Annotated in this window: 21 protein-coding genes; 7 read left to right on the top strand and 14 right to left on the bottom strand. The window is 60.2% G+C overall.

The window, feature by feature from the left end; genetic code table 11:
* Positions 1-135 precede the first annotated feature (135 nt).
* The 10 genes from tadA to lptF form a co-directional block, all read right to left on the bottom strand.
* Positions 136-633 carry a tRNA adenosine(34) deaminase TadA gene (tadA, locus tag AACU78_RS01420; protein ID WP_106579461.1) on the bottom strand — a complete coding sequence of 166 codons (498 nt, stop codon included), beginning with the start codon at positions 631-633 and terminating at the stop codon, positions 136-138.
* Complete coding sequence (locus AACU78_RS01425; protein WP_106579462.1) at positions 633-2,009, bottom strand: multicopper oxidase family protein; 1,377 nt, start codon at positions 2,007-2,009, stop codon at positions 633-635. Before AACU78_RS01425 ends, tadA begins: the two co-directional genes overlap by 1 nt.
* A 270-nt stretch (positions 2,010-2,279) precedes the next feature.
* A complete protein-coding gene (pdxJ, locus tag AACU78_RS01430; protein ID WP_106579463.1) occupies positions 2,280-3,026 on the bottom strand; it encodes a pyridoxine 5'-phosphate synthase in 747 nt (248 codons plus the stop codon).
* A gap of 51 nt (positions 3,027-3,077) precedes the next feature.
* On the bottom strand, positions 3,078-3,761 hold the full coding sequence (gene recO, locus AACU78_RS01435) for a DNA repair protein RecO (RefSeq protein ID WP_106579464.1): 684 nt from the start codon (positions 3,759-3,761) through the stop codon (positions 3,078-3,080).
* 162 nt (positions 3,762-3,923) lie between these two features.
* A complete protein-coding gene (era, locus tag AACU78_RS01440) occupies positions 3,924-4,826 on the bottom strand; it encodes a GTPase Era (RefSeq protein ID WP_005785147.1) in 903 nt (300 codons plus the stop codon).
* Positions 4,819-5,508, bottom strand: a complete 690-nt coding sequence (gene rnc, locus AACU78_RS01445) for a ribonuclease III (RefSeq protein WP_094951369.1) — start codon at positions 5,506-5,508, stop codon at positions 4,819-4,821. The genes era and rnc overlap by 8 nt, the downstream gene beginning before the upstream one ends.
* 152 nt (positions 5,509-5,660) lie before the next feature.
* Positions 5,661-6,515 carry a signal peptidase I gene (gene lepB / locus AACU78_RS01450; RefSeq protein ID WP_106579465.1) on the bottom strand — a complete coding sequence of 285 codons (855 nt, stop codon included), beginning with the start codon at positions 6,513-6,515 and terminating at the stop codon, positions 5,661-5,663.
* A gap of 5 nt (positions 6,516-6,520) precedes the next feature.
* Positions 6,521-8,320: a translation elongation factor 4 gene (gene lepA / locus AACU78_RS01455; protein ID WP_106579466.1), complete on the bottom strand. Its 1,800-nt coding sequence runs from the start codon at positions 8,318-8,320 to the stop codon at positions 6,521-6,523.
* 151 nt (positions 8,321-8,471) lie between these two features.
* Positions 8,472-9,551, bottom strand: coding sequence for an LPS export ABC transporter permease LptG (lptG, locus tag AACU78_RS01460; protein ID WP_106579467.1), 1,080 nt, complete (start codon positions 9,549-9,551; stop codon positions 8,472-8,474).
* Positions 9,544-10,662 carry an LPS export ABC transporter permease LptF gene (gene lptF / locus AACU78_RS01465; RefSeq protein WP_106579468.1) on the bottom strand — a complete coding sequence of 373 codons (1,119 nt, stop codon included), beginning with the start codon at positions 10,660-10,662 and terminating at the stop codon, positions 9,544-9,546. Before lptF ends, lptG begins: the two co-directional genes overlap by 8 nt.
* A 282-nt stretch (positions 10,663-10,944) precedes the next feature.
* On the opposite strand from lptF, the gene AACU78_RS01470 reads away from it, so the two are divergent.
* The 5 genes from AACU78_RS01470 to rlmF all read left to right on the top strand — a co-directional run bounded on the left by AACU78_RS01470 (position 10,945) and on the right by rlmF (position 17,622).
* Positions 10,945-12,435, top strand: a complete 1,491-nt coding sequence (locus AACU78_RS01470; protein ID WP_106579469.1) for a leucyl aminopeptidase — start codon at positions 10,945-10,947, stop codon at positions 12,433-12,435.
* A gap of 51 nt (positions 12,436-12,486) precedes the next feature.
* The gene (locus AACU78_RS01475; protein WP_106579470.1) at positions 12,487-12,915 is read left to right on the top strand and encodes a DNA polymerase III subunit chi; all 429 of its coding nucleotides are present in this window, start codon (positions 12,487-12,489) and stop codon (positions 12,913-12,915) included.
* Positions 12,916-12,922: 7 nt separating this feature from the next.
* Positions 12,923-13,309 carry a DNA polymerase III subunit chi gene (locus AACU78_RS01480; protein ID WP_106579471.1) on the top strand — a complete coding sequence of 129 codons (387 nt, stop codon included), beginning with the start codon at positions 12,923-12,925 and terminating at the stop codon, positions 13,307-13,309.
* A 211-nt stretch (positions 13,310-13,520) separates the two neighbouring features.
* Complete coding sequence (locus AACU78_RS01485) at positions 13,521-16,367, top strand: valine--tRNA ligase (RefSeq protein WP_106579472.1); 2,847 nt, start codon at positions 13,521-13,523, stop codon at positions 16,365-16,367.
* A gap of 235 nt (positions 16,368-16,602) precedes the next feature.
* The gene (rlmF, locus tag AACU78_RS01490; protein ID WP_106579473.1) at positions 16,603-17,622 is read left to right on the top strand and encodes a 23S rRNA (adenine(1618)-N(6))-methyltransferase RlmF; all 1,020 of its coding nucleotides are present in this window, start codon (positions 16,603-16,605) and stop codon (positions 17,620-17,622) included.
* 116 nt (positions 17,623-17,738) lie between these two features.
* Here rlmF and AACU78_RS01495 read toward each other — a convergent pair whose 3' ends face one another.
* Positions 17,739-18,020 carry an HU family DNA-binding protein gene (locus tag AACU78_RS01495; protein ID WP_003188840.1) on the bottom strand — a complete coding sequence of 94 codons (282 nt, stop codon included), beginning with the start codon at positions 18,018-18,020 and terminating at the stop codon, positions 17,739-17,741.
* A 394-nt stretch (positions 18,021-18,414) separates the two neighbouring features.
* Here AACU78_RS01495 and yejK point away from each other — a divergent pair, with 394 nt between their 5' ends.
* Both yejK and AACU78_RS01505 read left to right on the top strand, forming a co-directional pair.
* Complete coding sequence (yejK, locus tag AACU78_RS01500; protein WP_106579474.1) at positions 18,415-19,419, top strand: nucleoid-associated protein YejK; 1,005 nt, start codon at positions 18,415-18,417, stop codon at positions 19,417-19,419.
* Positions 19,419-19,769, top strand: a complete 351-nt coding sequence (locus AACU78_RS01505) for a glutaredoxin family protein (RefSeq protein WP_106579475.1) — start codon at positions 19,419-19,421, stop codon at positions 19,767-19,769. Before yejK ends, AACU78_RS01505 begins: the two co-directional genes overlap by 1 nt.
* A 140-nt stretch (positions 19,770-19,909) precedes the next feature.
* Here AACU78_RS01505 and AACU78_RS01510 read toward each other — a convergent pair whose 3' ends face one another.
* The 3 genes from AACU78_RS01510 to AACU78_RS01520 form a co-directional block, all read right to left on the bottom strand.
* Positions 19,910-22,150 (bottom strand): TonB-dependent receptor, encoded by a 2,241-nt coding sequence (locus AACU78_RS01510; protein ID WP_106579476.1) that lies wholly within the window; start codon positions 22,148-22,150, stop codon positions 19,910-19,912.
* Between the two features lie 285 nt (positions 22,151-22,435).
* The gene (locus tag AACU78_RS01515) at positions 22,436-23,413 is read right to left on the bottom strand and encodes a FecR family protein (protein WP_106579477.1); all 978 of its coding nucleotides are present in this window, start codon (positions 23,411-23,413) and stop codon (positions 22,436-22,438) included.
* Entirely contained in the window at positions 23,410-23,988 is a 579-nt protein-coding gene (locus AACU78_RS01520; RefSeq protein WP_106579478.1) for an RNA polymerase sigma factor, read from the bottom strand. Before AACU78_RS01520 ends, AACU78_RS01515 begins: the two co-directional genes overlap by 4 nt.

Raw genomic sequence — 23,988 nt, forward strand, 5'->3', positions numbered from 1 at the left:
TGATTTCCCTGCTTAAACAGAGATCAAAATGTGGGAGCTGGATTGCCTGCGATAGCTATCTTTCAGTCAATTGATCAGTGACTGACGCACCGCTATCGCAGGCAAGCCAGCTCCCACATTGGTTTTCAGTGTTCGTTAGAGTGTGGGCTTGGCTCTTCTGGCCTTGAAGAACTCACTCAACACCGTCCCGCATTCCTCAGCCAACACCCCGCCTTCAAACAGCACCCGATGGTTGAGAAACCCCTGGGTAAAAAACTGCCCCTGGCTTTGCACGATCCCAGCCTTGGGCTCCAGCGCGCCGTACACCACCCGCGCGATGCGCGAATGCACGATCAGGCCCGCGCACATGCTGCATGGTTCCAGCGTTACATACAGCGTGCTGCCGACCAGGCGATAGTTGCTGATCGCCTGCGCGGCGGCGCGGATGGCGACCATTTCGGCGTGGGCGCTGGGGTCATTGCCGCTGATCGGGCAATTGAAACCCCGACCGATGATTTCACCGTCCTGCACCAGCACCGCGCCCACGGGCACTTCGCCAAGGGCGGCGCCTTGAGCGGCGAGGGCCAGGGCTTCGCGCATGAAGTGCTGATCGCGGCTGCGGTCGATAATCGCCATTGGGCGAATCTGGCGCATCACGCCACCTCGATGGCGGCCATCAGGCCGGTTTCCATGTGATCGATCACGTGGCAATGGAACATCCACACCCCCGGGTTATCCGCCACCAACGCCACGCGCGCGCGTTCGTTTTTGCCCAGCAAGTAAGTGTCGGTGAAGTACGGGATCACCTTGTGGCGGTTCGAGGCGATCACCTTGAAACTCATGCCGTGCAGGTGAATCGGGTGCTGGTACTGGGTCATGTTCTTCAATTCGAAAATGTAGCTCTTGCCCTTCTCAAGCTTGGCAATCGGGCGGTCGGCACAGGTCTTGTCGGTGATGTCCCAGGCCTTGCCGTTGATTTGCCACAAGCTCGGCGGTTTGCCGTCATCGACCGACACCGTACCGACCCATTCGAAATTGAAGTTGAGTTTCTCGGCATTCGCCAGGTCCGGCTCGGCGATCGGGTTGGCGGGCAGCGCCGGCGGCCATTCGGTGGGCGCATCGGTATTGGCGACGGAGCGAAAAGTGCCCAGGCGCACCGGACCGTTGCGGATGGAGAGTTCTTCACCGGCAGGCGGTGCCTTGATCGCCAGACAAATACGCATGCCCGGGCCCAGCCAGTATTCCTTGCCCAATGGGCGCGGCTCGACGGGGTTGCCGTCCAGCGCGTAGATCTGCGCATCGACGTCGGGAATGTTGATGCGATAGGTCAGCGTGTTGTCGAGATTGAGCAGGCGCACGCGGGTGATTTGCCCAGCCGGCAAATCGATCACCGCCTGGGGCACGCCGTTGATCGTCGACAGGCGCCCGGCGGTGCCGCCACGCGCGGCTTCACGGGGAACGCTGAACGCCACGAAGGCGCCCTCTTCGTCCACGTGCCAGCTTTTCAGGCTCAAGGTGCGTTCGTGGTTGAAACCGGTGGGCTCGCGCTCTTCGATGATCAGCGGGCCCACCAGGCCACGGCCGAGTTCTTCGCTGCTGTTCACGTGTGGGTGATACCAGTAGCTGCCGGCGTCCGGCACGCGGAATTTGTAATCGAAGTATTCGCCGGGCAACACCGGCAACTGCGAGACGTAAGGGACGCCGTCCATTTCCAGCGGCAAGCGGATGCCGTGCCAGTGAATGGTGGTGGCGACCGGCAAGTGGTTGATAAAGCGCACCCGCAGCCACTCACCCTGGCGCACACGCAACTCGGTGCCCGGCGCCGAGAGGCCAAATGCCCAGGCTTCGGTTTTGTGGCCTGGCACCAGTTCCACGTCCAGCGGCGCGGCGATCAGTTCGTAATCGTGCCCGGCTTCAGCCTCGGCAACTTTCCCCAGCCAGTAGCGATAGCCGCCACCGGCACCGACGCCCACTACGGCCAGGCCCGCGAGACCACCCAGGATTTGTCGACGGGAAAAGGATCGGGACACAACAACCTCACGTATCTGCCGCAGGCCAGAGGCCCGCAAAGGGCAGATACGATACACCTGACCCGGCTAAACAGTAAGGCTTCGCATTGCCGCATGGCTGAATTCAAAGGGTTTAGCTGGGTAACCACAACTCTGGACACACCGAAAATCACTGTGGGAGGGGGCTTGCCCCCGATTGCAGAGGGTCAGCACAGATAGGCTGACTGACACACCGCTATCGGGGGCAAGCCCCCTCCCACATTTTGATCTTCAGTGATTTTTAGACTGCGCTCACTTGGAGCCGGCAGCAGCCAGAATCAGCGCTTTCATCTCGGCCACCGCGCCTTTGAAACCGACGAACAGCGCGTGCGCCACCAGCGCGTGGCCGATGTTGAGTTCGTTGATGCCCTTGATCGCAGCCACGGCTTCGACGTTGTGGTAGTGCAAACCATGGCCGGCGTTAACGATCAGGCCTTCATTGAGGCCGCACGTTACGCCGTCGATAATGCGCTGCAGTTCGTCAGCGACTTCGGTGGGTGTGGTGGCATCGGCATAGCGGCCTGTGTGCAGCTCGATGGCCGGCGCGCCAACACGGCGCGAGGCTTCGATCTGACGCTCGTCGGCGTCGATGAACAGCGAGACTTCGCTGCCGATCTTCGACAGACGCTCGACCGCAGCCTTGATCCGCGCTTCCTGGCCGGCCACATCGAGGCCGCCTTCGGTGGTGAGCTCCTGGCGCGTTTCGGGCACCAGGCAGATGTGCGCCGGGCGGATGCGTTCAGCGAACGCCATCATTTCTTCGGTGACGCCCATTTCGAAGTTCATGCGGGTTTGCAGCACGTCCTTGAGCAGCAACACATCGCGCTCCTGGATGTGGCGGCGGTCCTCGCGCAGGTGCACGGTGATGCCGTCGGCGCCCGCTTCCTCGGCGTCCAGCGCAGCCTTGACCGGATCAGGGTAACGGGTGCCCCGGGCCTGGCGCAGGGTAGCGACGTGGTCGATGTTGACGCCAAGAAGAATGCGATTGCTGGTGCTCACGGAAGCGCTCCTGAAAAGGGATAGAAACGCCGCACAGCATACACGGGGTTGTCAGGGCTTTCGAAACAACTCGCGACTGACCAGCGGCCGCCCGCCCAAGTGCACGGCGAGCGCCTGGCGCATCAAGCGCTTGGCCGCAGACAAGGCGCCAGGGGCAGTCCAGTCGGCTTCGCTCATGGCCAGCAACTCGGTGCCCTGGAACAGGCCGGGTTGCAGCAGGTAAACACGTTCCAGGCCGGCGTCGACTTGCAGGCGGTACATGCCGTCTGCGGCGATGGGGTCGCCGTGCAGGTCGTTGCTCAGTTCAAAGCCGTAGCCCAGGTCGTCGAGCAGGCGCCATTCGAAGGCGCGCAGCAGCGGTTCCAGCGGGCGGCCTTCGGCCAGCGCAATGAGCGTCGCGGCGTAGTGATCGAAGACCCCAGGGTGTGGGTCTTCGGCGGGCAGCAGGCGGATCAGCAGCTCGTTGAGGTACAGGCCGCTGAACAGGGCTTCACCATTGAGCCAGGCGGAGTTGCCGACACTTTCCAGACGACCGACGTTTTTCAGTTCGCCCTTGCCACGAAACTCCACGTCCAGGGCCACGAACGGCCGTGCCAGCGTACCCGCCTTGCCCCGCGCGCTGCGCAAGACTGCGCGCAGGCGGCCTTGGGGCGTGAGGAAGTCCACCAACGCGCTGGTCTCGCGGTAGGCGCGGCTGTGCAGGACGTAGGCGAGTTGGCTGGTGGGTTGGGACATGGATGCTCACTGCTGCAATGCATTTTTGAAAACTACACAAACCTAATGTGGGAGGGGGCTTGCCCCCGATGGCAGTGTGTCAGTCACTTTTTGTTAACTGACCCACCGCTATCGGGGGCGAGCCCCCTCCCACATTTTCAGCCCTGTGGTGTATTCAAGACCCTACAGGTCGCCGTAGCCCAGGGAGCGCAGCGCGCGCTCGTCATCGGACCAACCACCCTTAACCTTCACCCACAGGTTGAGCATGATCTTGGAATCAAACAGTAATTCCATGTCCTTGCGCGCTTCGGTGCCGATGCGCTTGATGCGCTCGCCCTTGTCGCCAATGATGATTTTCTTCTGGCCGTCACGCTCGACGAGGATCAGCGCATGAATATGCAGGGTTTTGCCCTGCTGCTTGAACTCTTCGATTTCGACGGTGATCTGGTACGGCAGCTCGGCGCCCATCTGGCGCATGATTTTCTCGCGCACCAGTTCAGCGGCGAGGAAACGGCTGCTGCGGTCGGTGATCTGATCTTCCGGGAAGAAGTGCTCGTTCTCGGGCAGGTAACCCGCGATCACGCGCTCCAGGGCCTCAAGGTTGTGACCGTGCTGGGCCGAGATCGGCATGATCTGGGCGTTCGGCAGTTGCTCTTGCAGCCAGGTCAGGTGCGGCATCAGCTCGGCTTTGTCTTCGATGCGGTCGGTCTTGTTCAGCGCGACGATCAACGGGCCGGTGACGTACTGCACGCGCTCAAGAACCATCTGGTCTTCGTCGGTCCACTTGGTGCGGTCAACCACGAAGATCACCACGTCGACGTCTTTCAACGCCGCCGAAGCGGTCTTGTTCATGTAGCGGTTCAGGGCTTTCTCGCCACCTTTGTGCATGCCCGGGGTATCAACATAGACCGCTTGCACGTTGCCTTCGGTCTTGATGCCCAGCATGTTGTGACGGGTGGTCTGCGGCTTGCGCGAAGTGATCGCAAGCTTCTGGCCCAGGATGTGGTTCAGCAGCGTGGACTTGCCCACGTTCGGACGGCCGACGATGGCAACATAGCCACAGCGTGTTGCGGTTGAATCAGTCATGGCCATTCTCCACGCCCAGGGCAATCAGTGCTGCAGCGGCCGCTACCTGTTCGGCAATACGACGGCTCACACCCTGACCTCGGCTTTTTTCATTCAATAAGGTGATTTCACATTCCACGAAGAATACGCGGCAATGCGGCTCACCCTGGATATCCACCACTTCGTAGCGTGGCAGTTCACAACCGCGCGACTGCAGGAATTCCTGCAAGCGGGTCTTGGGATCTTTGTTGGTGTCGACCAGCGTCAGGCTCTCGATCTCCGAAGCCAGCCAGGCCACCACGCGCTCCTTGGCCGTCTCCATGCCTGCATCCAGGTAGATCGCACCGATCAACGCTTCGAGGGCATCAGCCAGGATCGACTCGCGACGAAAACCACCGCTTTTCAGTTCACCGGAACCCAGGCGCAAGTATTCGCCCAGGCCGAAACCGCGGGCCAGCACGGCCAGGGTCTCGCCTTTCACCAGCCGCGCACGCAGGCGTGACAGCTGGCCTTCGCGCGCTTGCGGGAAACGCTCGAACAGCGCCTCTCCGGCGGCGAAGTTGAGGATGGCATCACCGAGAAATTCCAGGCGCTCGTTATTACGCCCTGCAAAACTGCGGTGTGTGAGGGCAAGGACCATCAATTCCTGGTCCTTGAAGGTGTAGCCGAGCTGACGCTCGAGACGACTTAGAGAAACGGTCACGGTTTATCCATATCTAGTTGGTGGCACCGGCGGCCATCGACGATTGACGCAGTGTTCAAATTCAAATCCTGGTTGGTGCCGCTTGAGGCCGGACGACGCATTGTCCGAACCCCAGAAAAGCATTCGGCGCTGTGTTCACAGCGCCGCCTGTATTACTTGATCAGCCCGACCCGCGAGAAGTTCGGCAGGTGGCTGAGTTTGGGTTCCGGCCAACTCATCCAGACCGCAAAGGCCTTGCCGACAATGTTCTCGTCGGGAACCATGCCCAGCAGGTCCTTGGGAATATTGGGGTCATCCCAGTAACGGCTGTCGTTTGAGTTGTCGCGGTTGTCGCCCATCATGAAGTAGTGCCCGGCAGGCACTTTCCATTCGCCATCAGGCATCGCACGGTAGCGGCTCATTTCCTTACGGATTTCGTGCTCTACCGCACCGAGTTTTTCCTGGTACAGCTCGGCGCTGCCCAAGGTGTTCGGTTCGGCGCCGATCAGTTTCTCGGCCACCGACTCACCATTGATGAACAGACGCTTGTCACTGGTGTAGCGAATCACGTCGCCCGGCAGCCCGACGACACGCTTGATGTAGTTGACGTTCGGGTCGCTTGGGTAGCGAAACACCATCACATCGCCGCGCTGCGGGTCACCGACAGGGATGACTTTCTTGTCGAGCACCGGCAGGCGGATCCCGTAGGAAAACTTGTTCACCAGGATGAAGTCGCCCACGTCCAGGGTCGGTTTCATCGACCCCGAAGGGATTTGAAACGGCTCCACCAGGAACGAACGCAGCACCAGCACGATGAACAACACCGGGAAGAACGACTTGCCGTATTCAACCAGCAGAGGCTCTTTGTTCAGCTTCTCGACCACCACCGCATCGGGCTGGCTGACGCTGCCCTGATAGGAAGCGATAGCCGCCCGCCGACGCGGGGCGAAGAACACCAGATCGAGCAACGCCAGGAGGCCGCAAACGGCAACGGCGATGACCAGCAACAGCGGGAAATTTAGTGACATAGGACCTAACTATCCAACCTGAGCACCGCAAGGAAGGCTTCTTGTGGAATTTCCACGTTGCCCACTTGCTTCATGCGTTTTTTACCGGCCTTTTGCTTCTCAAGCAGCTTGCGCTTACGGCTTACGTCACCGCCGTAGCATTTGGCCAGTACGTTCTTTCTGAGAGCCTTGACGGAGGTCCGTGCAATGATCTGCCCGCCAATGGCGGCCTGGATCGCGACGTCGAACATCTGGCGCGGAATCAGTTCTTTCATCTTTTCGGTCAACTGCCGACCTTTGTAGTGCGCGTTGTCCTTGTGCACGATCAGTGCCAGTGCATCTACCTTGTCGCCGTTGATCAGCACATCCAGTTTCACCAGATTAGCCGATTGGTAACGATCGAAATGGTAATCCAGCGAAGCATAGCCGCGACTGGTGGATTTGAGACGGTCGAAGAAGTCCAGGACCACTTCGTTCATCGGCAAATCGTAGGTCACTTGCACCTGGGTACCAAGGAACAACATGTCGTGCTGTACGCCACGTTTTTCGATACACAGGGTAATGACGTTGCCCAGGTGTTCCTGCGGCACAAGAATATTGGCCCGCACGATCGGCTCGCGCATGTCCTCGATGGAGGACAGATCCGGAAGCTTGGACGGGTTGTCGACGTAAATCGTTTCACCGGTTTTCAGCGCCAGCTCAAAAATAACCGTTGGCGCGGTGGTGATCAGGTCCAGGTCGTATTCGCGCTCAAGGCGCTCCTGGATGATCTCCATGTGCAGCATGCCCAGGAACCCGCAGCGGAAGCCAAAGCCCAGCGCGTCGGAGCTTTCCGGGGTGTACTGCAAAGACGAGTCGTTGAGCGTCAGCTTCTGCAGGGCTTCGCGGAAGTCTTCGAAGTCGTCGGAGCTGACCGGGAACAGGCCGGCGTAAACCTGCGGCTGGATGCGTTTGAAACCCGGCAGCACGTCTACATCAGGGGTGGAGCTCAGGGTCAGGGTGTCACCGACCGGTGCACCGTGAATGTCTTTGATGCCGGCGATGATGAAGCCCACTTCACCGGCTTTCAGGTCGGTGGTGGCGGTGTGTTTCGGGTTGAACACGCCGACGCTGTCTACCAGGTGGATCTTGCCGGTGGACTTGACCAGGATCTTGTCGCCCTTCTTCACACGGCCGTGGCGTACACGTACCAGGGAAACAACGCCCAGGTAGTTGTCGAACCAGGAGTCGATGATCAACGCTTGCAGCGGATCTTCGTAGTTGCCGGTAGGTGCGGGGATGGTCTTGACCAGGCGCTCGAGCACTTCGTCGACGCCCACGCCGGTCTTGGCGCTGCACTCGACGGCGTCGGTGGCGTCAATGCCGATGATCTTCTCGATCTCTTCTTTGACCCGGTCCGGATCGGCCTGAGGCAGGTCGATCTTGTTCAGCACCGGCATGACCTCAAGGCCTTGCTCGATGGCGGTGTAGCAGTTGGCCACAGACTGGGCTTCGACGCCCTGGCCCGCGTCCACTACCAGCAACGCACCTTCACAGGCCGCCAGGGAACGGCTGACTTCATAGGTGAAGTCAACGTGGCCCGGGGTGTCAATGAAGTTGAGCTGGTACTTGATACCGTCTTTGGCGGTGTAGTACAGGGTAACGCTGTGCGCCTTGATGGTGATCCCGCGCTCGCGCTCGAGGTCCATGGAGTCCAGTACCTGGGCCTCCATTTCACGCTCGGCAAGGCCGCCGCACATCTGGATGAATCGATCGGCCAGCGTCGACTTACCATGGTCAATGTGGGCGATGATGGAGAAATTGCGGATATGACTCAAATCACTCACGGATCAACACTCAAAAAGGCTGCAGGCAGATTGCCCGCTGAAAAATAGCCGGGAATTGTACCTGATGCTCAGGCCAGACGTCATCTTTGCTGACCAGAACAAAAATGCCCCGATCTCTCGAACGGGGCATTTTTTGTTCATAAGCGCAGTATCAACCCGCGCGGCGCAACAGCCAGAACCCGGCCAGGGCGCAAATCGCTGTCGGCACCAGCACCGCAAACAGCGGCGAGAAACCGAACACCAGGCTCGACGGACCGAGCAAGTCCTGGGCGATACGGAAGGTAAAGCCCACCAGTACGCCGGTGAACACCCGCTGACCGAGGGTCACGGAACGCAACGGGCCGAAGATGAACGAGATCGCCATCAATACCAGCGCGGCGGTGACCACCGGCTGCAGCACCTTGACCCAGAACGCCAGCCAGTAGCGGCCATTATTCAGGCCCTGATCCTTGAGGTAGTGGATATAGCTCCACAAACCGGTAATCGGCAGGCTCTCCGGGATCATCACCACCGTGTTGAGCAGTTCGGGCTTCAGGGCGATATCCCATTGCTCGCTCGGCACATTGATCACTTCGGTGCTGGCCTTGGTGCCCTGGCCGACATTGCGGAAATACGTGGTGGTGACGTCACTCAGCGTCCATTTCTCGGCGTCGTATTGCGCGCGCCTGGCGAAACTGGAGGTCAGCATATGCCGTTCCTTGTCGAACGTATAACGCGTCACACCCACCAACAAGCCGCCCGGCTGCACGGCGTTGATGTGGATGAACTCATCCCCCTGTCGGTGCCAGAGGCCGTGCTTGGCGCTTTGCGCATCCCCCGAACCCTGGGCCAGGGCGCGATTGGCCTGAGCGGTGGCTTCGGCCGGCGGCGCCACGTACTCGCCGATCAGCACGCTGCACGCCATCAGCAGGAGCATGGGCTTCATTACCGCCCAGACAATACGCCCGATCGATACACCGGCGGCGCGCATGATGGTCAGTTCGCTGCTGCTGGCCAGGCTGCCCAGCCCGATCAGGCAACCGATCAGCGCGGCCATCGGCATCATGTCGTAGAGCCGGCGCGGCGCAGTCAGCGCCACGTAACTCAACACATCCATGACGGTGTAGGTGTCGGTGACGTTGCCCACTTCGTCAATAAAGGCGAACAACGAGGCCAGGCCGAGAATAATGCCCAATACCGCCAGAATGGCGATCAGTACGCTGCTACCAATGTAGCGATCGAGCTTAGCCACGAGCCAACTCCTTCAGGCCACGACGGCTCTTCATTTTCAAACGGATAGGTTCCCAGTAGAGCAGCCCCAGGCCGATCAACAGGAAGATCCCGTGCACGCCCCACAGGCCGAGGGCCGGCGACAACTTGCCTTTCTCCATGGAACCACGGGCGGAAATCAGCAGGGTCAGGTAGGCCATGTACAACAAAATTGCCGGCAACAGCTTGAGGAAGCGACCCTGACGCGGGTTGACGCGCGACAGCGGCACGGCCATCAACGTCACGATAAATACCAGCAGCGGCAGCGACAGCCGCCATTGCAGCTCGGCGATGGAACGCAGTTCCTTATTGTTGAACAGCGACGATGTCGGCAGCGCATCGCGGTCAGTGACCTCTTCGCTGATGTCTGGCCTGGCAAGCATGACGCCATAAGTGTCGTACTTGATCGCCCGATAATCGGCGAGGCCAGGGCTGCCGTCGTAGCGGTAGCCATTTTCCAGGATCAGGTAACGGCTGCCATCAGGTCGTACTTCCTGGCGCCCGCTGTTGGCCACCAGAATCGAAATGCCACGGTCTTTCTGGTTCTGCCCGAGATTTTTCTGCGAAATAAACACGCCGCCCAGGTTGGCACGGTCATCCGTCATGGTCTCGGTGTAGGTCACCCGCGTGCCATCGTTCAGCGCTTGAAAGCGCCCAGGCTCAAGGGTGTCGAACTCAGTCATCGCATCCTGCTTGTTCAGCAGCAGCTGGAACTGCATGGCGCCCTGAGGCGCCAGGCTCATGCTCAGCCATGCCACCACCAGGGCAACGCCGGTGGCCGGTACCATGGTCATGGCCAGCAGACGCTGCTGGCTCATGCCGGTGGCCGACAGCACAGTCATTTCACTCTCAAGGTACAGCCGGCCATAGGCCAGCAAAATGCCGAGAAACAGGCCAAGTGGCAGGATCAGTTGCAAAAAGCCCGGCAGGCGAAAGCCCATGATCAGGAACAGCGAGCCCGGATCCAGAGCACCCGAAGCGGCCTGGGCCAGGAATTTGACGAAACGACCACTCATGGTGATGACCAGCAATACCGCACTCACGGCACTCAGGGTCAACAGGACTTCGCGGGACAGATAACGGAAGACGATCAAACCAGACACTCCAGGGTTGTCAGGCTAAGGCGGCCAAACAAGCAAGCATACCGAGTCGACCCGTTTGCACAGGCCGGCTAAAAAGATGGCGCATTATCCTGTGATTGACCGCGCCTGTCACGGTGCTTGCTCATACGCGTGCACAAAGCACGCGGCAAGGGTTGTCAGGCTCCGCCGGCGAGGTTCAAACTGCGGCCTTTGTCGCTGGCGGTTTACAGAGCTGCCACGCTTTAAAGCCTGAGTACAGACTCAGGCTCACAGACCTTTATAAGGGACCCGAAAATGGAATTGGTTGTAAAAAGCGTTAGCCCCGAAACGTTGAAAACCGCCACCCTCGTGGTCGCTGTCGGCGAAGGCCGCAAGCTCGGCGTCGCCGCCAAGCAACTGGATGAACTCAGCGGTGGCGCCATCAGCGCCGTGCTCAAGCGCGGCGACCTGGCCGGCAAAGTCGGCCAAAGCCTGCTGCTGCAGAGCCTGCCCAACCTTAAAGCCGACCGCGTATTGCTGGTGGGCGTGGGCAAGGACGCCGAACTGGGCGACCGTCCGTTCCGCAAGATCATCAGCGGCATTCTCAACACCCTCAAGGGCCTGGGCGGCAGCGATGCAGCCCTGGCTCTGGATGAAATCGTCGTAAAAGGCCGTGACAGCTACGGCAAGACCCGCCTGCTGGCCGAAAGCCTGGTGGATGGCAGCTACGTCTTCGACCAGTTCAAGAGCCAGAAAGCCGAACCGCGCGCCCTGAAAAAAATCACCCTGCTGACCATCAAGGCCGCCCAGGCTGAAGTCGAACGCGCCGTGACCCACGCCCAGGCCATCGCCGCCGGCATGTCGTTCACCCGCGACCTGGGTAACCTGCCGCCGAATATCTGCCACCCGACTTACCTGGGCGAACAAGCCAAGGCGCTGGGCAAAGAATTCAAGGGCCTGAAGGTTGAGGTGCTGGACGAGAAAAAAATCAAGGACCTGGGCATGGGCTCCTTCTATGCCGTGGGCCAGGGCAGCGACCAGCCGCCACGCCTGATCGTGATGCAATACAACGGCGGCAAGAAGTCCGAGAAGCCTTACGCGCTGGTCGGCAAAGGCATCACTTTCGACACCGGCGGCATCAGCCTCAAGCCGGGCGCAGGCATGGATGAGATGAAGTACGACATGGGCGGCGCCGCCAGCGTGTTCGGCACCCTGCGTGCCGTGCTCGAGCTCAAGCTGCCGATCAACCTGGTGTGCATCCTGGCGTGTGCCGAGAACATGCCGAGCGGCGGCGCGACCCGTCCTGGCGATATCGTCACCACCCTGAGCGGCCAGACCGTCGAAATCCTCAACACCGACGCCGAAGGCCGTCTGGTGCTGTGCGATGCGCTGACCTACGCCGAACGCTTCAAGCCCCAGGCCGTGATCGACATCGCTACCCTGACCGGTGCCTGCGTGGTTGCCCTGGGCGCCCACACTTCGGGCCTGCTGGGCAACAACGACGAGTTGATCGAGCAACTGCTCAGCGCCGGCAAGGCTGCCGACGACCGCGCCTGGCAATTGCCGCTGTTCGATGAATATCAAGAGCAGCTGGACAGCCCGTTCGCCGACATCGCCAATATCGGCGGCCCGAAAGCCGGCACCATCACCGCGGCCTGCTTCCTGTCGCGCTTTGCCAAAAACCTCAACTGGGCTCACCTGGACATCGCCGGCACGGCCTGGACCAGCGGCGGCAAGGACAAGGGCGCCACTGGCCGTCCGGTGCCACTGCTGACCCAATACCTGCTGGACCGCGCCAAAGCCTGAAACTGAAGATTCCGGGGCGGCCCTCACGCCGCTCCGGTCTCAGGAACCGCAATGACCCAAGTCGACTTCTATATATTGCCCAGCGCCGATCCTTCCGCGCGCCTGGACTTTGCCTGCAAGCTCACCGAAAAAGCCTGGCGCATGGGCCACCGCATCTACCTGCATTGCAGCGATGGCGCCCAACGTGACGACCTCGATGCCCGCTTATGGCGCTTCAAGGGTGAAAGCTTCGTGCCGCACGGCCCTGCCGAGTCCGAACCCGAAGGCCTGGTTGTGCTGGGCCTGGGTGACAGCTGCGGCGATCACAAAGACCTGTTGGTCAACCTGGACCTGAAAGTACCCGCCTTTGCCAAGGCATTTGCCCGTGTGGCAGAAGTGGTGGTGGAAGATCCGGCTATTCGTCAGGCCGCGCGGGAGAGTTTCCGTTTCTACCGCGAACAGGGCTATTCTCTGCAGGATCACCGGCTACAACGACTTTGAGTACATGATGGACACGCCAAACCCTATAAAAAAAGACGACCACCTGCTGGACGACCTCGAGTCGATCCGTCAGTTGCTCGGTGATGATGGCTTGCAACCGCCGCTGCTGACCGAAACGGTCGACGCCGAGGTACAGATTCCGCTGTTGTTCGACATGGTCAGCGGCAAGCCCGTTGCGCCTGAGCCTGTCGCTGCCGCTCCCGTGGCACAGCCCGCACCCGCCGCAGAAAAAGCGCCCGACGCCTTGCTGCTGCATCTGGACAATGAGTTGCGCGCCGCTGCGCAGTTGATCATGCAGGATGTGATCGACGACTTTGCTCCGCATATCGAAACCGAGATCAAACGCCGCCTGGATGCGCGCATGGAGCGGTTGCTCAGCCAATATCAGTCCTGAGCCACACCTGGCTCTACTGTGGCAGGGGGCTTGCCCCCGATAGCGCCGGGTCAGCCAGCTTATCCGCCACTGACCCACTGCTATCGGGGCAAGCCCCCTCTCACATTTGCTTGGCGTACGCCTCAAGCCTGTCTTCGCCTCGCCCTGCGCCCTATCCCCCGTTATACTTGCCGGCTTTCCTGAATTAATGCCAACTAGGGTCCCGCCGCGCATGGATAAGACCTACCAGCCGCACGCTATTGAAACTTCCTGGTACGAGACCTGGGAGTCCGAGAATTATTTCGCTCCGCAAGGCGCGGGTGATTCCTACACCATCATGATTCCGCCACCGAACGTCACTGGCAGCCTGCACATGGGCCATGGCTTCAACAATGCGATCATGGATGCGTTGATCCGTTTCCGCCGCATGCAGGGCCGCAACACCCTGTGGCAACCGGGCACCGACCACGCCGGTATCGCCACCCAGATGCTGGTGGAACGCCAACTCGAAGCCACCGGCCAGAACCGTCATGACCTGGGTCGCGAGAAATTCCTGGAAAAAATCTGGGAATGGAAAGACCAGTCCGGCGGTAACATCAGCCGTCAGATCCGTCGCCTGGGCTCGTCCGTAGACTGGAGCCGTGAGCGCTTCACCATGGACGACGGCCTGTCGGAAGCCGTGAAAGAAGCCTTCGTGCGCCTGCACGAAGACGGCCTGATCTACCGCGGCAAGCGTCTGGTCAACTGGGACACCAAGCTGCACACGGCGATTTCCGACCTCGAAGTGGAAAACCACGACGAGAAAGGCTTCCTGTGGAACCTCAAGTACCCGCTGGCCGATGGCGCCAAGACCGCCGAAGGCAACGACTACCTGATCGTCGCCACCACTCGTCCGGAAACCATGCTGGGCGACGCCGCCGTCGCGGTTAACCCGAACGACGAGCGCTACCAGGCGCTGATCGGCAAGTTCGTTGAGCTGCCGCTGGTGGGCCGTCGCATCCCGATCATCGCGGATGATTACTGCGACCCTGAATTCGGCACCGGCTGCGTGAAAATCACCCCGGCCCACGATTTCAATGACTACGAAGTCGGCAAGCGCCACAACCTGCCGCTGCTGAACATCTTCGATAAAAACGCCGCTGTCCTGCCGGCCTGCCAGGTATTCAACCTCGACGGCACGCTGAACGAGAGCATCGACGGCAAGATCCCGGCCGAATACGCCGGCCTCGACCGTTTTGAAGCGCGCAAGCAGATCGTGGCTGCGTTCGACGCTGCCGGTTTGCTGGTGAGCGTTGACGACCACGCACTGAAAGTGCCGAAAGGCGACCGCTCCGGCACCGTCATCGAGCCGTGGCTGACCGACCAGTGGTACGTGTCCACCAAGCCTTTGGCTGAACCTGCGATTGCCGCCGTGGAAGACGGCCGTATCCAGTTCGTGCCCAAGCAGTACGAAAACATGTACTTCTCGTGGATGCGTGACATCCAGGATTGGTGCATCAGCCGTCAGCTGTGGTGGGGCCACCGGATTCCGGCCTGGTACGACGAGTCGGGCAAGGTCTACGTTGGCCGCGACGAAGCCGAAGTACGCGCCAAGCACAACCTCGGCCCGGACGTGGCGCTGCAACAGGACAACGACGTACTGGACACCTGGTTCAGCTCGGGCCTGTGGACATTCTCCACACTCGGCTGGCCGCAACAGACCGAGTTCCTGAAAAAATTCCACTCCACCGACGTGCTGGTCACCGGCTTCGACATCATTTTCTTCTGGGTTGCCCGGATGATCATGCTCACCATGCATTTGGTGAAGAACGAAGACGGCACGCCGCAAGTGCCGTTCAAGACCGTGTACGTGCACGGCCTGGTGCGTGATGGCCAGGGCCAGAAGATGTCCAAGTCCAAGGGTAACGTCCTGGACCCGCTGGACATCATCGACGGCATCGACCTGGAAACCCTGGTGCAGAAACGCACCTCGGGCCTGATGCAGCCGAAACTGGCGAAGAAGATCGAGAAGCAGACCCGCGACGAGTTCGCCGACGGCATTGCCAGCTATGGCACTGACGCCCTGCGCTTCACCTTCTGCTCGCTGGCGTCCACCGGTCGCGACATCAAGTTCGACATGGGCCGCGTCGAAGGCTATCGCAACTTCTGCAACAAGATCTGGAACGCCGCGCGCTACGTGCTGGATAAAGGCGAAGACTGCGGCCAGAACGGCGAAGCCTATGAGCTGAGCCTGGCTGATCGCTGGATCATCTCGCAGTTGCAGCGCACTGAAGCCGAAGTGACCCGCCAACTCGACCAGTTCCGTTTCGACCTGGCCGCACAAGCCTTGTACGAGTTCATCTGGAACCAGTATTGCGACTGGTACCTGGAACTGTCCAAGCCTGTGCTGTGGGACGAAAACGCGCCGATCGAACGCCAGCGTGGCACCCGCCGCACCCTGGTGCGCGTGCTTGAAGTGGCCCTGCGCCTGGCGCACCCGTTCATGCCGTTCATCACCGAAGAAATCTGGCAGCGCCTCGCGCCGCTGGCCGGTATCGAAGGCAAGACCATCATGTTGCAGCCTTGGCCGGTGGCCAACGAAGCGCGCATTGATGAGGCGGCCGAAAGCGATATCGAATGGCTCAAGACCTTGATGCTCGGCACGCGCAACATCCGCGCCGAGATGAACATCGGGCCGGGCAAGCCATTGGCGGTGTTCGTGAAGAATGCCAGCGCCGAAGATCAGCGTCGCCTCACCGAGAACGACGCGCTGCTCAAGAAGCTGGCAAAACTGGAGTCGATCACCGTATTGGCTGATGGCGCCGAAGCACCGCTGTCCGCGACTGCGTTGGTCGGCGACATGGAAGTGCTGGTGCCGATGGCTGGCCTGATCGACAAGGGCGCGGAACTGGCCCGTCTCGACAAGGAAATTGGCCGCCTGCAAGGCGAAGTGCAGCGAGTGGGCGGCAAGCTGTCCAACGCGGCGTTCGTCGACAAGGCGCCGGCTGAAGTGATCGACAAAGAACGCGCCAAGCTGGCCGAGGCTGAACAGGCCTTGGGCAAGCTGGCCGAGCAACATGCGCGGATTTCCAGCCTGTAAGGTGAACCCCGTGTAAAAAAGAGGCCTTCGGGCCTCTTTTTTTGCCGGGAATTTTCCAAGCCTTGCTGGCGATCCAGTCAATGTGGGAGGGGGCTTGCCCCCGATGGCGGTGTATCAGTCTGAATATTTTTGACTCTCACACCGCAATCGGGGGCAAGCCCCCTCCCACATTTGCCCGAGAGGGTCTCAGGATGTGTGACAATGCCCACCACTTTGAGCCAACACCAGAATCAACATGACCGCCCCCAGCACACCTAAACCGTCGCGCAAGAAGCCTAAATCCGCCGCCCCGGCCAAACCCGTGGCACCGCGCAAAGAGGCAACCCTGCACCCGCGCAACCGCCACACAGGCCGTTACGACTTCCCGGCGCTGATCAAGACCACGCCGGAACTGGCGCAATTTGTGATCATCAACCCGTACGGCAAAGAGAGCATCGACTTTGCCAGCCCGGACGCAGTGCGGGTGTTCAACCGGGCGCTGTTGAAGGCGTTCTATGGCATCCAGCATTGGGACATCCCGGCGGATTACCTTTGCCCGCCGGTGCCGGGGCGCGCCGACTACGTGCACTTCCTGGCCGACCTGCTGGCCAGCGTCAACGACGGCAAGATCCCGCGCGGTTCAATCGTCAAGGTGCTGGACATCGGCATGGGCGCCAACTGCGTCTACCCGTTGATTGGGTATATGGAGTACCGCTGGAACTTCCTCGGCTCCGAAGTCGACCCTATTGCGGTGTCCGCCGCCAAGGCCATCGTACAGTCCAATGACCTGAGCAAAGTTATCCAACTGCGTCAGCAACCCAACCCCAAGCAGATCCTGCTGGGCCTGCTGGAGCCGGGCGAACGCTTTGACCTGACCATGTGCAACCCGCCGTTCCACGCGTCCATGGAAGAGGCTACCAAGGGCAGCGAGCGTAAGTGGCGCGCCCTGGGCAAGGCCGACCCCAAGCGCAAGTTGCCGGTCCTGAACTTCGGTGGCCAGTCGGCGGAGCTGTGGTGTGAGGGCGGTGAAGCGCGCTTCGTCACGCAGCTTATCGCCGAAAGTGCGCACTTTGCCCACAAGGTGCTGTGGTTCAGCACCCTGGTGTCAAAAGCGTCGAACTTGCCCGCGATCCAGACAGCCCTCAAAAAAGCCGGCGTACTTGAAAGCCAGGTGGTGGAAATGTCCCAGGGCCAGAAGCAAAGCCGCTTCGTGGCGTGGACCTTCCAGACCAAGAACGAGCACCAGATCTGGCGTCAGCGCTGGGTGCGCGACTGAACCAGTGGCGAGAGCGCTTGTTCCCTCGCCCCGGTTGAGCCGCCACTGCAGTCAAATCGCAGGCAACAAAAAACCGTGCCCGGATTGCTCCGGAGCACGGTTTTTTTTGCTGCGTCTTACTTGTTAACAGCGTCGGTCAGGCCTTTGGCCACAACCAGCTTGATAACTTTCTTGGCAGCGATTTCGATGGCAGCGCCAGTCGAAGGGTTACGGCCAGTACGGGCTGGACGCTCAGTCACTTTCAGTTTGCCAACGCCTGGCAGAGTGATTTCGCCGCCGTTTTCCAGCTGATCAGCAACAACTTGGCTCAGTTGGTCCAGCAGAGCGCGCACGGTAGTTTTCGGTGCGTCTACTGCTTCAGCCAGGTCAGCGATCAGTTGGTCTTTAGTAATAGCCATTGTGGTGTTCCTTCCCTATCAAATTCATATGGATTGCAGAGTGCAGTGTCAGCCGTCGAGCCTGACCGTCAAGGCCTGGCACCCCCGGCCATAACCACGGGATCGGGGTTATAGATGCTTGAAACGGGGATTGGTTCGACCTGACAGATGCTGAATGCACGCTTAACGCCGAGTCTTGGCGTAAGACGGGGCAAAACTAGCACAGAGACGGGGAAATATCCGCCTCAACATACCCATTTGGTCAGCTTTATCGCTCTAAACCGTGAAAAAAAGGCATATAGCCCGTGGGAGGTCGCCCAAAACAGCCTTGCAAGCGCGTCATGGCCAATGGGTGCGGTACACTGGCGACTTTTTGGGGAGGCTTACCGCTCCCCTTCAACCAGCCGAGAAGCCTATGCCGATCCGTCACTGCATCGTCCACCTGATCGACAAAAAACCCGACGGCACACCCGCAGTTCTGCATGCCCGCGATTCGGAGCTTGCCGAGTCGGCCGCCATCGAGAACATGCTTGCCGACCTCAACGAGAGCTACAACGCCAAACAAGGCAAGGCCTGGGGTTTCTTCCACGCCGAGTCCGGCGCGCACCCGTTCAGCGGCTGGTTGAAGGAATATTTCGACGGCAGTCAGGATTTCACCCGTTTCAGCCGCACGGCGGTCGAGCACCTGCAAAAGCTGATGGAGGAGTCCAACCTGTCTACCGGCGGCCACGTGTTGTTTGCCCACTACCAGCAAGGCATGACCGACTACCTGGCGATCGCCCTGCTGCACCACAGCGAAGGCGTGGCGGTGACCGATGAGCTGGACGTGACCCCCTCGCGCCACCTGGACCTGGGCCAACTGCACCTGGCGGCGCGGATCAACGTCTCCGAGTGGCAGAACAACAAGCAATCCAAGCAGTACATCTCGTTTATCAAGGGCAAAAACGGCAAGAAGGTCTCGGAATACTTCCGCGACTTTATCGGCTGCCAGGAAGGCGTCGACGGCCCGGGCGAAACCCGTACCCTGCTCAAAGCGTTCAGCGACTTTGTCGAGAGCGAAGACCTGCCCGACGAATCTGCCCGCGAAAAAACCAAAACCCTGGTGGACTACGCCAGCAGCCAGGCCAAACTCGGCGAGCCCATGGGCCTGGAAGAACTTTCGGGATTGATCGATGAAGATCGGCCAAAAGCGTTCTACGACCATATCCGCAACAAGGATTACGGCCTGTCGCCGGAAATCCCGGCAGACAAACGCACCCTCAACCAGTTCCGCCGCTTCACCGGTCGCGCCGAAGGCTTGTCCATCAGTTTTGAAGCGCACCTGTTGGGCGACAAGATCGAGTACGACGAAGCCGCCGGCACTTTGATCATCAAAGGCCTGCCGACCCAACTGACTGACCAGCTCAAGCGCCGTAACTGATGCTCGGCGGGGTCTTCAAGAAAGTCCTGTTGGTGTTGCTGGTCGTGGTGGTGATCCAGAACTGGGGCAAGATCGAGCGGCTGTTCAACCCCTCGCAGGTGGTTTCGGAGCAAGTGCGCACATCGGCGCATGTGGTGCTCTATTCCACCGAGTGGTGTGGCTACTGCAAGCAGATCCGACGTTTTCTGGACCAGAAAGGCATTCCGTACCAGGCGCTGGACATTGAGAAGGATGCCCAGGCGCGCACAACCTATGAGGCATTGGGCGGTGGCGGGATTCCGTTTGTGGACGTGAACGGCACGCTGATTCGCGAGTTCAACCCTGAAGCGATCATGGCCGCGTTGAAATAGCTGATCTGCAAAACACTGCAGAACTAATGTCGGGGACGGGCTTGCTCGCGAAAGCGGAGTGTCAGTTGTTACCTGTATTGACTGATCCACCGCCTTCGCGAGCAAGCCTGCTCCCACATTTTGCTCTGCGCCAGCCTGAGTTAGAAGTTGGCTTCCAGCGACACCATCGCCGTGCGCTCTTCCCCCACGTTGTAAAACGCCGTACTCGGCGCCAGGCCGTTAACCGGTACCGAGTTGAACGCCACAGTGCGCGCCGAGCTCAGGTATTCCTTGTCGAATACGTTGAGCATCGAAAACCGCAGGGTCGCCGACTTGATGACTTTCTTGTCCACCGGCAAGTAAATACCGGCGTTCAGGTCAAACACGGTGCGGCCTTCAATTTTTTCCTTGTTGGTCAAATCGCCATAAAAACTGCCGACGTATTTGCCTGCCGCGTTGGCGTAGAAACGCGAGTCGTCATAACCGAACACCAGGTTGAACATGTTTTCCGGCACGTTGGCCAATTGCTTGCCCGAGGTCGGCAACAGCACATTCTTGCTGAGCAAATCGTCTTGCTGCTCGGACTTTGTGTAGGTGTACGAGGCGTAGTAGTTGAAGTTATGCGGCAACAAACCGCTCCACTCCAGTTCCAGGCCTTTGTTATCCACGCTGCCGACGTTGAGCACCATGTAGTCGCCGGCAGAGTCGGTGGTCGACACCTGGCGATCCTTGAAGCTGATGTAGAACAGAGTCGCGCTCAACGCCATGTCATCTTCGGTGTAGCGCCAGCCCAGTTCCTGGTTCCAGCTCAACTCAGACTTGAGGCTGACCGAGTCGCCCTTGTTGTACAGCACGTAGTTAGGCGGCGTGCGCATGTTGCGGGTGACGTTGTAGAAGGTCTGGTTGCTTTCGTCGACCTGGTACTTGGCGCTGAAACTCGGCAGGAACTGGTGATAGCGGGTGTTACGTTTTTCTGGCTTGTCGTACAGGCTGCCCAAGTTGTTACCGTCACGCTCGACGTATTGGTATGCCACGCCGCCGACAAAACTCAGGTCCGGCGTGGCCTGCCAGCTGTCCTGCACCCAGAGTTTCTGCGACGGGGTGACGGTGTAATAGTGGCGGCCCTGGACAGTCGCGCCGTTCTTGTCGACGACCTGCCCGCCGCTGTTATAATCGCCCCACACGTCATCGGGCGCGCCTTCGCGGTTGATGCCGATAAATGGCTGGGTCTGGCGCTGGCGTGCGCGTTCATACCAGTAGCCATAGTCCAGGCTGTGTTCTTCGTTGATGTCCCATTTCATTTTCGCGGTGACGCCAGGGCGCCAGGTTTCGGTCCACGATGGCCGGTAATAGTTGGCCGATTGCAGGTTGCTCAGGTTGTAGTTGCCGGCTTTATCAGACTTCGGCCCCAGGTTCGATGCGGTCTGGCCGCTGAAGCTGCCACCGTTGGCCCAGTAGTAATAGGGCGTGACCGTCAGCGCCAGGTTGTCCTGCAACTGCCAGCGCTGGGTGAGCGTGGCGTTGACGCTTTCGAACGGGTTGCGATTGAGCTTGTAGGACGACGACAGCAAGCCCGACTTGTACACCGGCGTTTGCGAGTAGTCCTTGCGGCGTCCGTCAGTCTCGAACTGCGACTTGCTCAAGGTGTTGTAGTTGTAGTTTTCCTGGTTGTTGTACTTCACTGTCGCCAGGGTCGAGTTGCCATTGCCGTCTTCGAACAGGCTGCTCCACTCGACTTTGTCACTGCGCAGCGTGCCTTTGCCGCGCCACTTGTCACCCTCCAGGTGAGAGGCCGACACCCAGCTCTTGAGGCCGCCAAAATCGCCCGTGTTCACCCGCACGAACGTCTTGCGCAGGTCATTGGCACCGACGATCTGTTTGGCGAACAGCCCGGACTCTTTGGTCGGGCGAATCGTGATCATGCCGATGTTGCCGCCACTGGAGCCGATATGCGGGCCATCTGCCTCGGAAGAGCCCTGGGTGGCAAATACTTCGGCGAGGTTTTCCGGGTCGCCGAGTTGGTTTGAATACACGCTGTAGTTGCCCGAGTCGTTGATCGGCACGCCGTCAACGGACACCCCGACCTGGTCCGAGCTCATGCCCCGCATGGTGAAGTTGGTGCCGCTGGTGCCGCTGGCGTCGTCGCTGGATACGTTGATGCCCGGCGTGTATTTAAGCTTGTCGATGGCGTTGGCGGTCGCGGACATTTCGTCCATGGCTTCCTTGGTTACCGTCGACCGCGCCTTGGCACTTTCTTCGCGAATCATGTGCCCATTGCCCAGGGTTTGTTTGCCGGCAACATTCACCGAACCGACATCCTGAGTGGTGTCTGCCAAAACCAGCGGCGCAAAGCTACCTAGGCCCGATGCTAAAAGCAGGGCAGAGAGTGTGTTGATCGTCACGAGTAGATCCCTTACGTGCATCTATCTGTTGTTATGGAGGGAGGTACTGGCTGTCAGAACCGGGTGAACGGCGACGCCAATCTTCCTGACCACCTGCTCAGGAATCCGGGGATCATCCTCGGCCCGTGTAACGGTTTGGTGACAAGTTTTGGCAATTGGGATGAAGGTTAAATGAACGATCTACAGGCACCGGAATACCTGGCCTACAGCGCCCTGTAAAAAACCGGCAAGAGGAATTTTTTGAAAAAATCGTCACGTTGAAAGTGACGATCGAAGCATTCGTGTCTAGCGCAATACAATCATGCGACCCAGCACAGCGTGTTGCTCAAAACCCAGAACGGCCTGCAAGGCACTCAAAACTGCCAAGGGATCCTTGCTTGGGAAACTGCCACTGACGCGCTTGGCGCCCATCTCGTCGTTGAGCAGAAGTATCCGACCCGGGTAGTAACGGCCAAGGTCCCTGACCACATCCGCCAACGGCACCTTGTAGTAGTTGAGCCAGCCATCGCGCCATGCCAGACGTGATTCGCTGTCGACCGCGTGCAGGGGATCGGCCACACCGTCGGCGTAGGCCACTTGCTGGCCTGCCGTAAGAATTTGCTGTTGGCCCTGGCGTGACGGTGTGACACCCACGCGGCCGGACAGCACCGTCACCTGAGCGCCGGCCGGTTGCAGGCGCACTTCAAACTGCGTGCCGAGCACTCGCGCTTCGCCACTGCCAGCCGCCACCACAAAGGGCTGGCCGGTGTGGGTCACGCTGAAAAACCCCGCCCCGCGGCGCAACTGAATGTGGCGCTCGCCGTGGCTGAAGTCGACGGCAATGGCGCTGTCGGCATCCAGAGTGACTTGGGATTGATCGGCCAGGGTCACGGTCTGCACTTGCCCCGGCGCCGTCACGTAATCAGCACCGAAGTCATCGACCCAGCGCGACGGCTGCCAGCCGGCGCCCATCGACACCATCACCAGCAGGCACGCGGCCGCGGCCAGGGCGCCGGACCAACGCACCGCACGCGAGCGCTTCGAGGGGTTCATCGCGTTGAGGTAGCCCTGCAAGGCCAAGGCCTCTTCGTCCGCCAGTTTGCGTGCCGGCACCTCGCTCAATTCCCACAACACCTGGGCCTGAGCATAGGCCTCGACATGCGCGGGGTCGGCACGCAACCAGCGGCTGAACGTGGCCTGGTCACCGCTGCTGGGCTGGTCATGCAACAAGCTCAACCATTCGAGTGCGGCCTGCTCCTGGGCGGGCGTGGGGGAGACGTTCACGGTGCTTTCCCTGGCGTGCGTGGGGACGAGGGTTCGCGAAGGCTGGCTTTGCAGGCTTCGAGGGCACGCATCATATGTTTTTCCACGGCACTTTGGGACAGCCCCATGGCCTGGGCAATTTGCGCATATTTGCGGCCGTGGATGCGGTTGAGCAGGAAAATCTGCCGAGTGCGCTCCGGCAGGCTGCGCAGGGCTGCTTCTACATGGCGCAGGTCATTGCCCGCTTCAAACGCCGCCTGGGGCTCGGAACCCTGGTTGTCTTGCTGCTCTGGCAACCAGCCCTCACTGCTGCGCACCCGGGCGCCTTCGCTGCGCAAGTGATCAATGGCGATGTTGCCGGCGCAGCGCAACAAGTAGGTGCTGAGTTCTTCGACCTGCACCAACGGCCGGCGCCAGAAGCGCAGGAACAGGTCCTGCACCAGGTCGGCCGCCGTCGCCCGGCAGCCTACGCGTCGGCTGACCAGCGCTTCCATCTGCGAGCGCTGCGACAAAAACACCTGCAGGAAATGCGCACGCCCACCGGCCGCATCGGTGTGCTGGCTGTCCTGGGATTCCGGTGGGGGGGTGATCATCAT

The organism is Pseudomonas sp. R9.37, from assembly GCF_963878885.1.
GTDB lineage: Bacteria > Pseudomonadota > Gammaproteobacteria > Pseudomonadales > Pseudomonadaceae > Aquipseudomonas.

Coding starts and splice junctions, on each gene's coding strand:
- tadA (WP_106579461.1), bottom strand. CDS start 633: ATGCGCCAGATTCGCCCAATGGCGATTATCGACCGCAGCCGCGATCAG.
- recO (WP_106579464.1), bottom strand. CDS start 3,761: ATGTCCCAACCCACCAGCCAACTCGCCTACGTCCTGCACAGCCGCGCC.
- era (WP_005785147.1), bottom strand. CDS start 4,826: ATGACTGATTCAACCGCAACACGCTGTGGCTATGTTGCCATCGTCGGC.
- lepB (WP_106579465.1), bottom strand. CDS start 6,515: ATGTCACTAAATTTCCCGCTGTTGCTGGTCATCGCCGTTGCCGTTTGC.
- AACU78_RS01470 (WP_106579469.1), top strand. CDS start 10,945: ATGGAATTGGTTGTAAAAAGCGTTAGCCCCGAAACGTTGAAAACCGCC.
- AACU78_RS01475 (WP_106579470.1), top strand. CDS start 12,487: ATGACCCAAGTCGACTTCTATATATTGCCCAGCGCCGATCCTTCCGCG.
- AACU78_RS01480 (WP_106579471.1), top strand. CDS start 12,923: ATGGACACGCCAAACCCTATAAAAAAAGACGACCACCTGCTGGACGAC.
- AACU78_RS01485 (WP_106579472.1), top strand. CDS start 13,521: ATGGATAAGACCTACCAGCCGCACGCTATTGAAACTTCCTGGTACGAG.
- rlmF (WP_106579473.1), top strand. CDS start 16,603: ATGACCGCCCCCAGCACACCTAAACCGTCGCGCAAGAAGCCTAAATCC.
- AACU78_RS01495 (WP_003188840.1), bottom strand. CDS start 18,020: ATGGCTATTACTAAAGACCAACTGATCGCTGACCTGGCTGAAGCAGTA.
- yejK (WP_106579474.1), top strand. CDS start 18,415: ATGCCGATCCGTCACTGCATCGTCCACCTGATCGACAAAAAACCCGAC.
- AACU78_RS01505 (WP_106579475.1), top strand. CDS start 19,419: ATGCTCGGCGGGGTCTTCAAGAAAGTCCTGTTGGTGTTGCTGGTCGTG.
- AACU78_RS01520 (WP_106579478.1), bottom strand. CDS start 23,988: ATGATGATCACCCCCCCACCGGAATCCCAGGACAGCCAGCACACCGAT.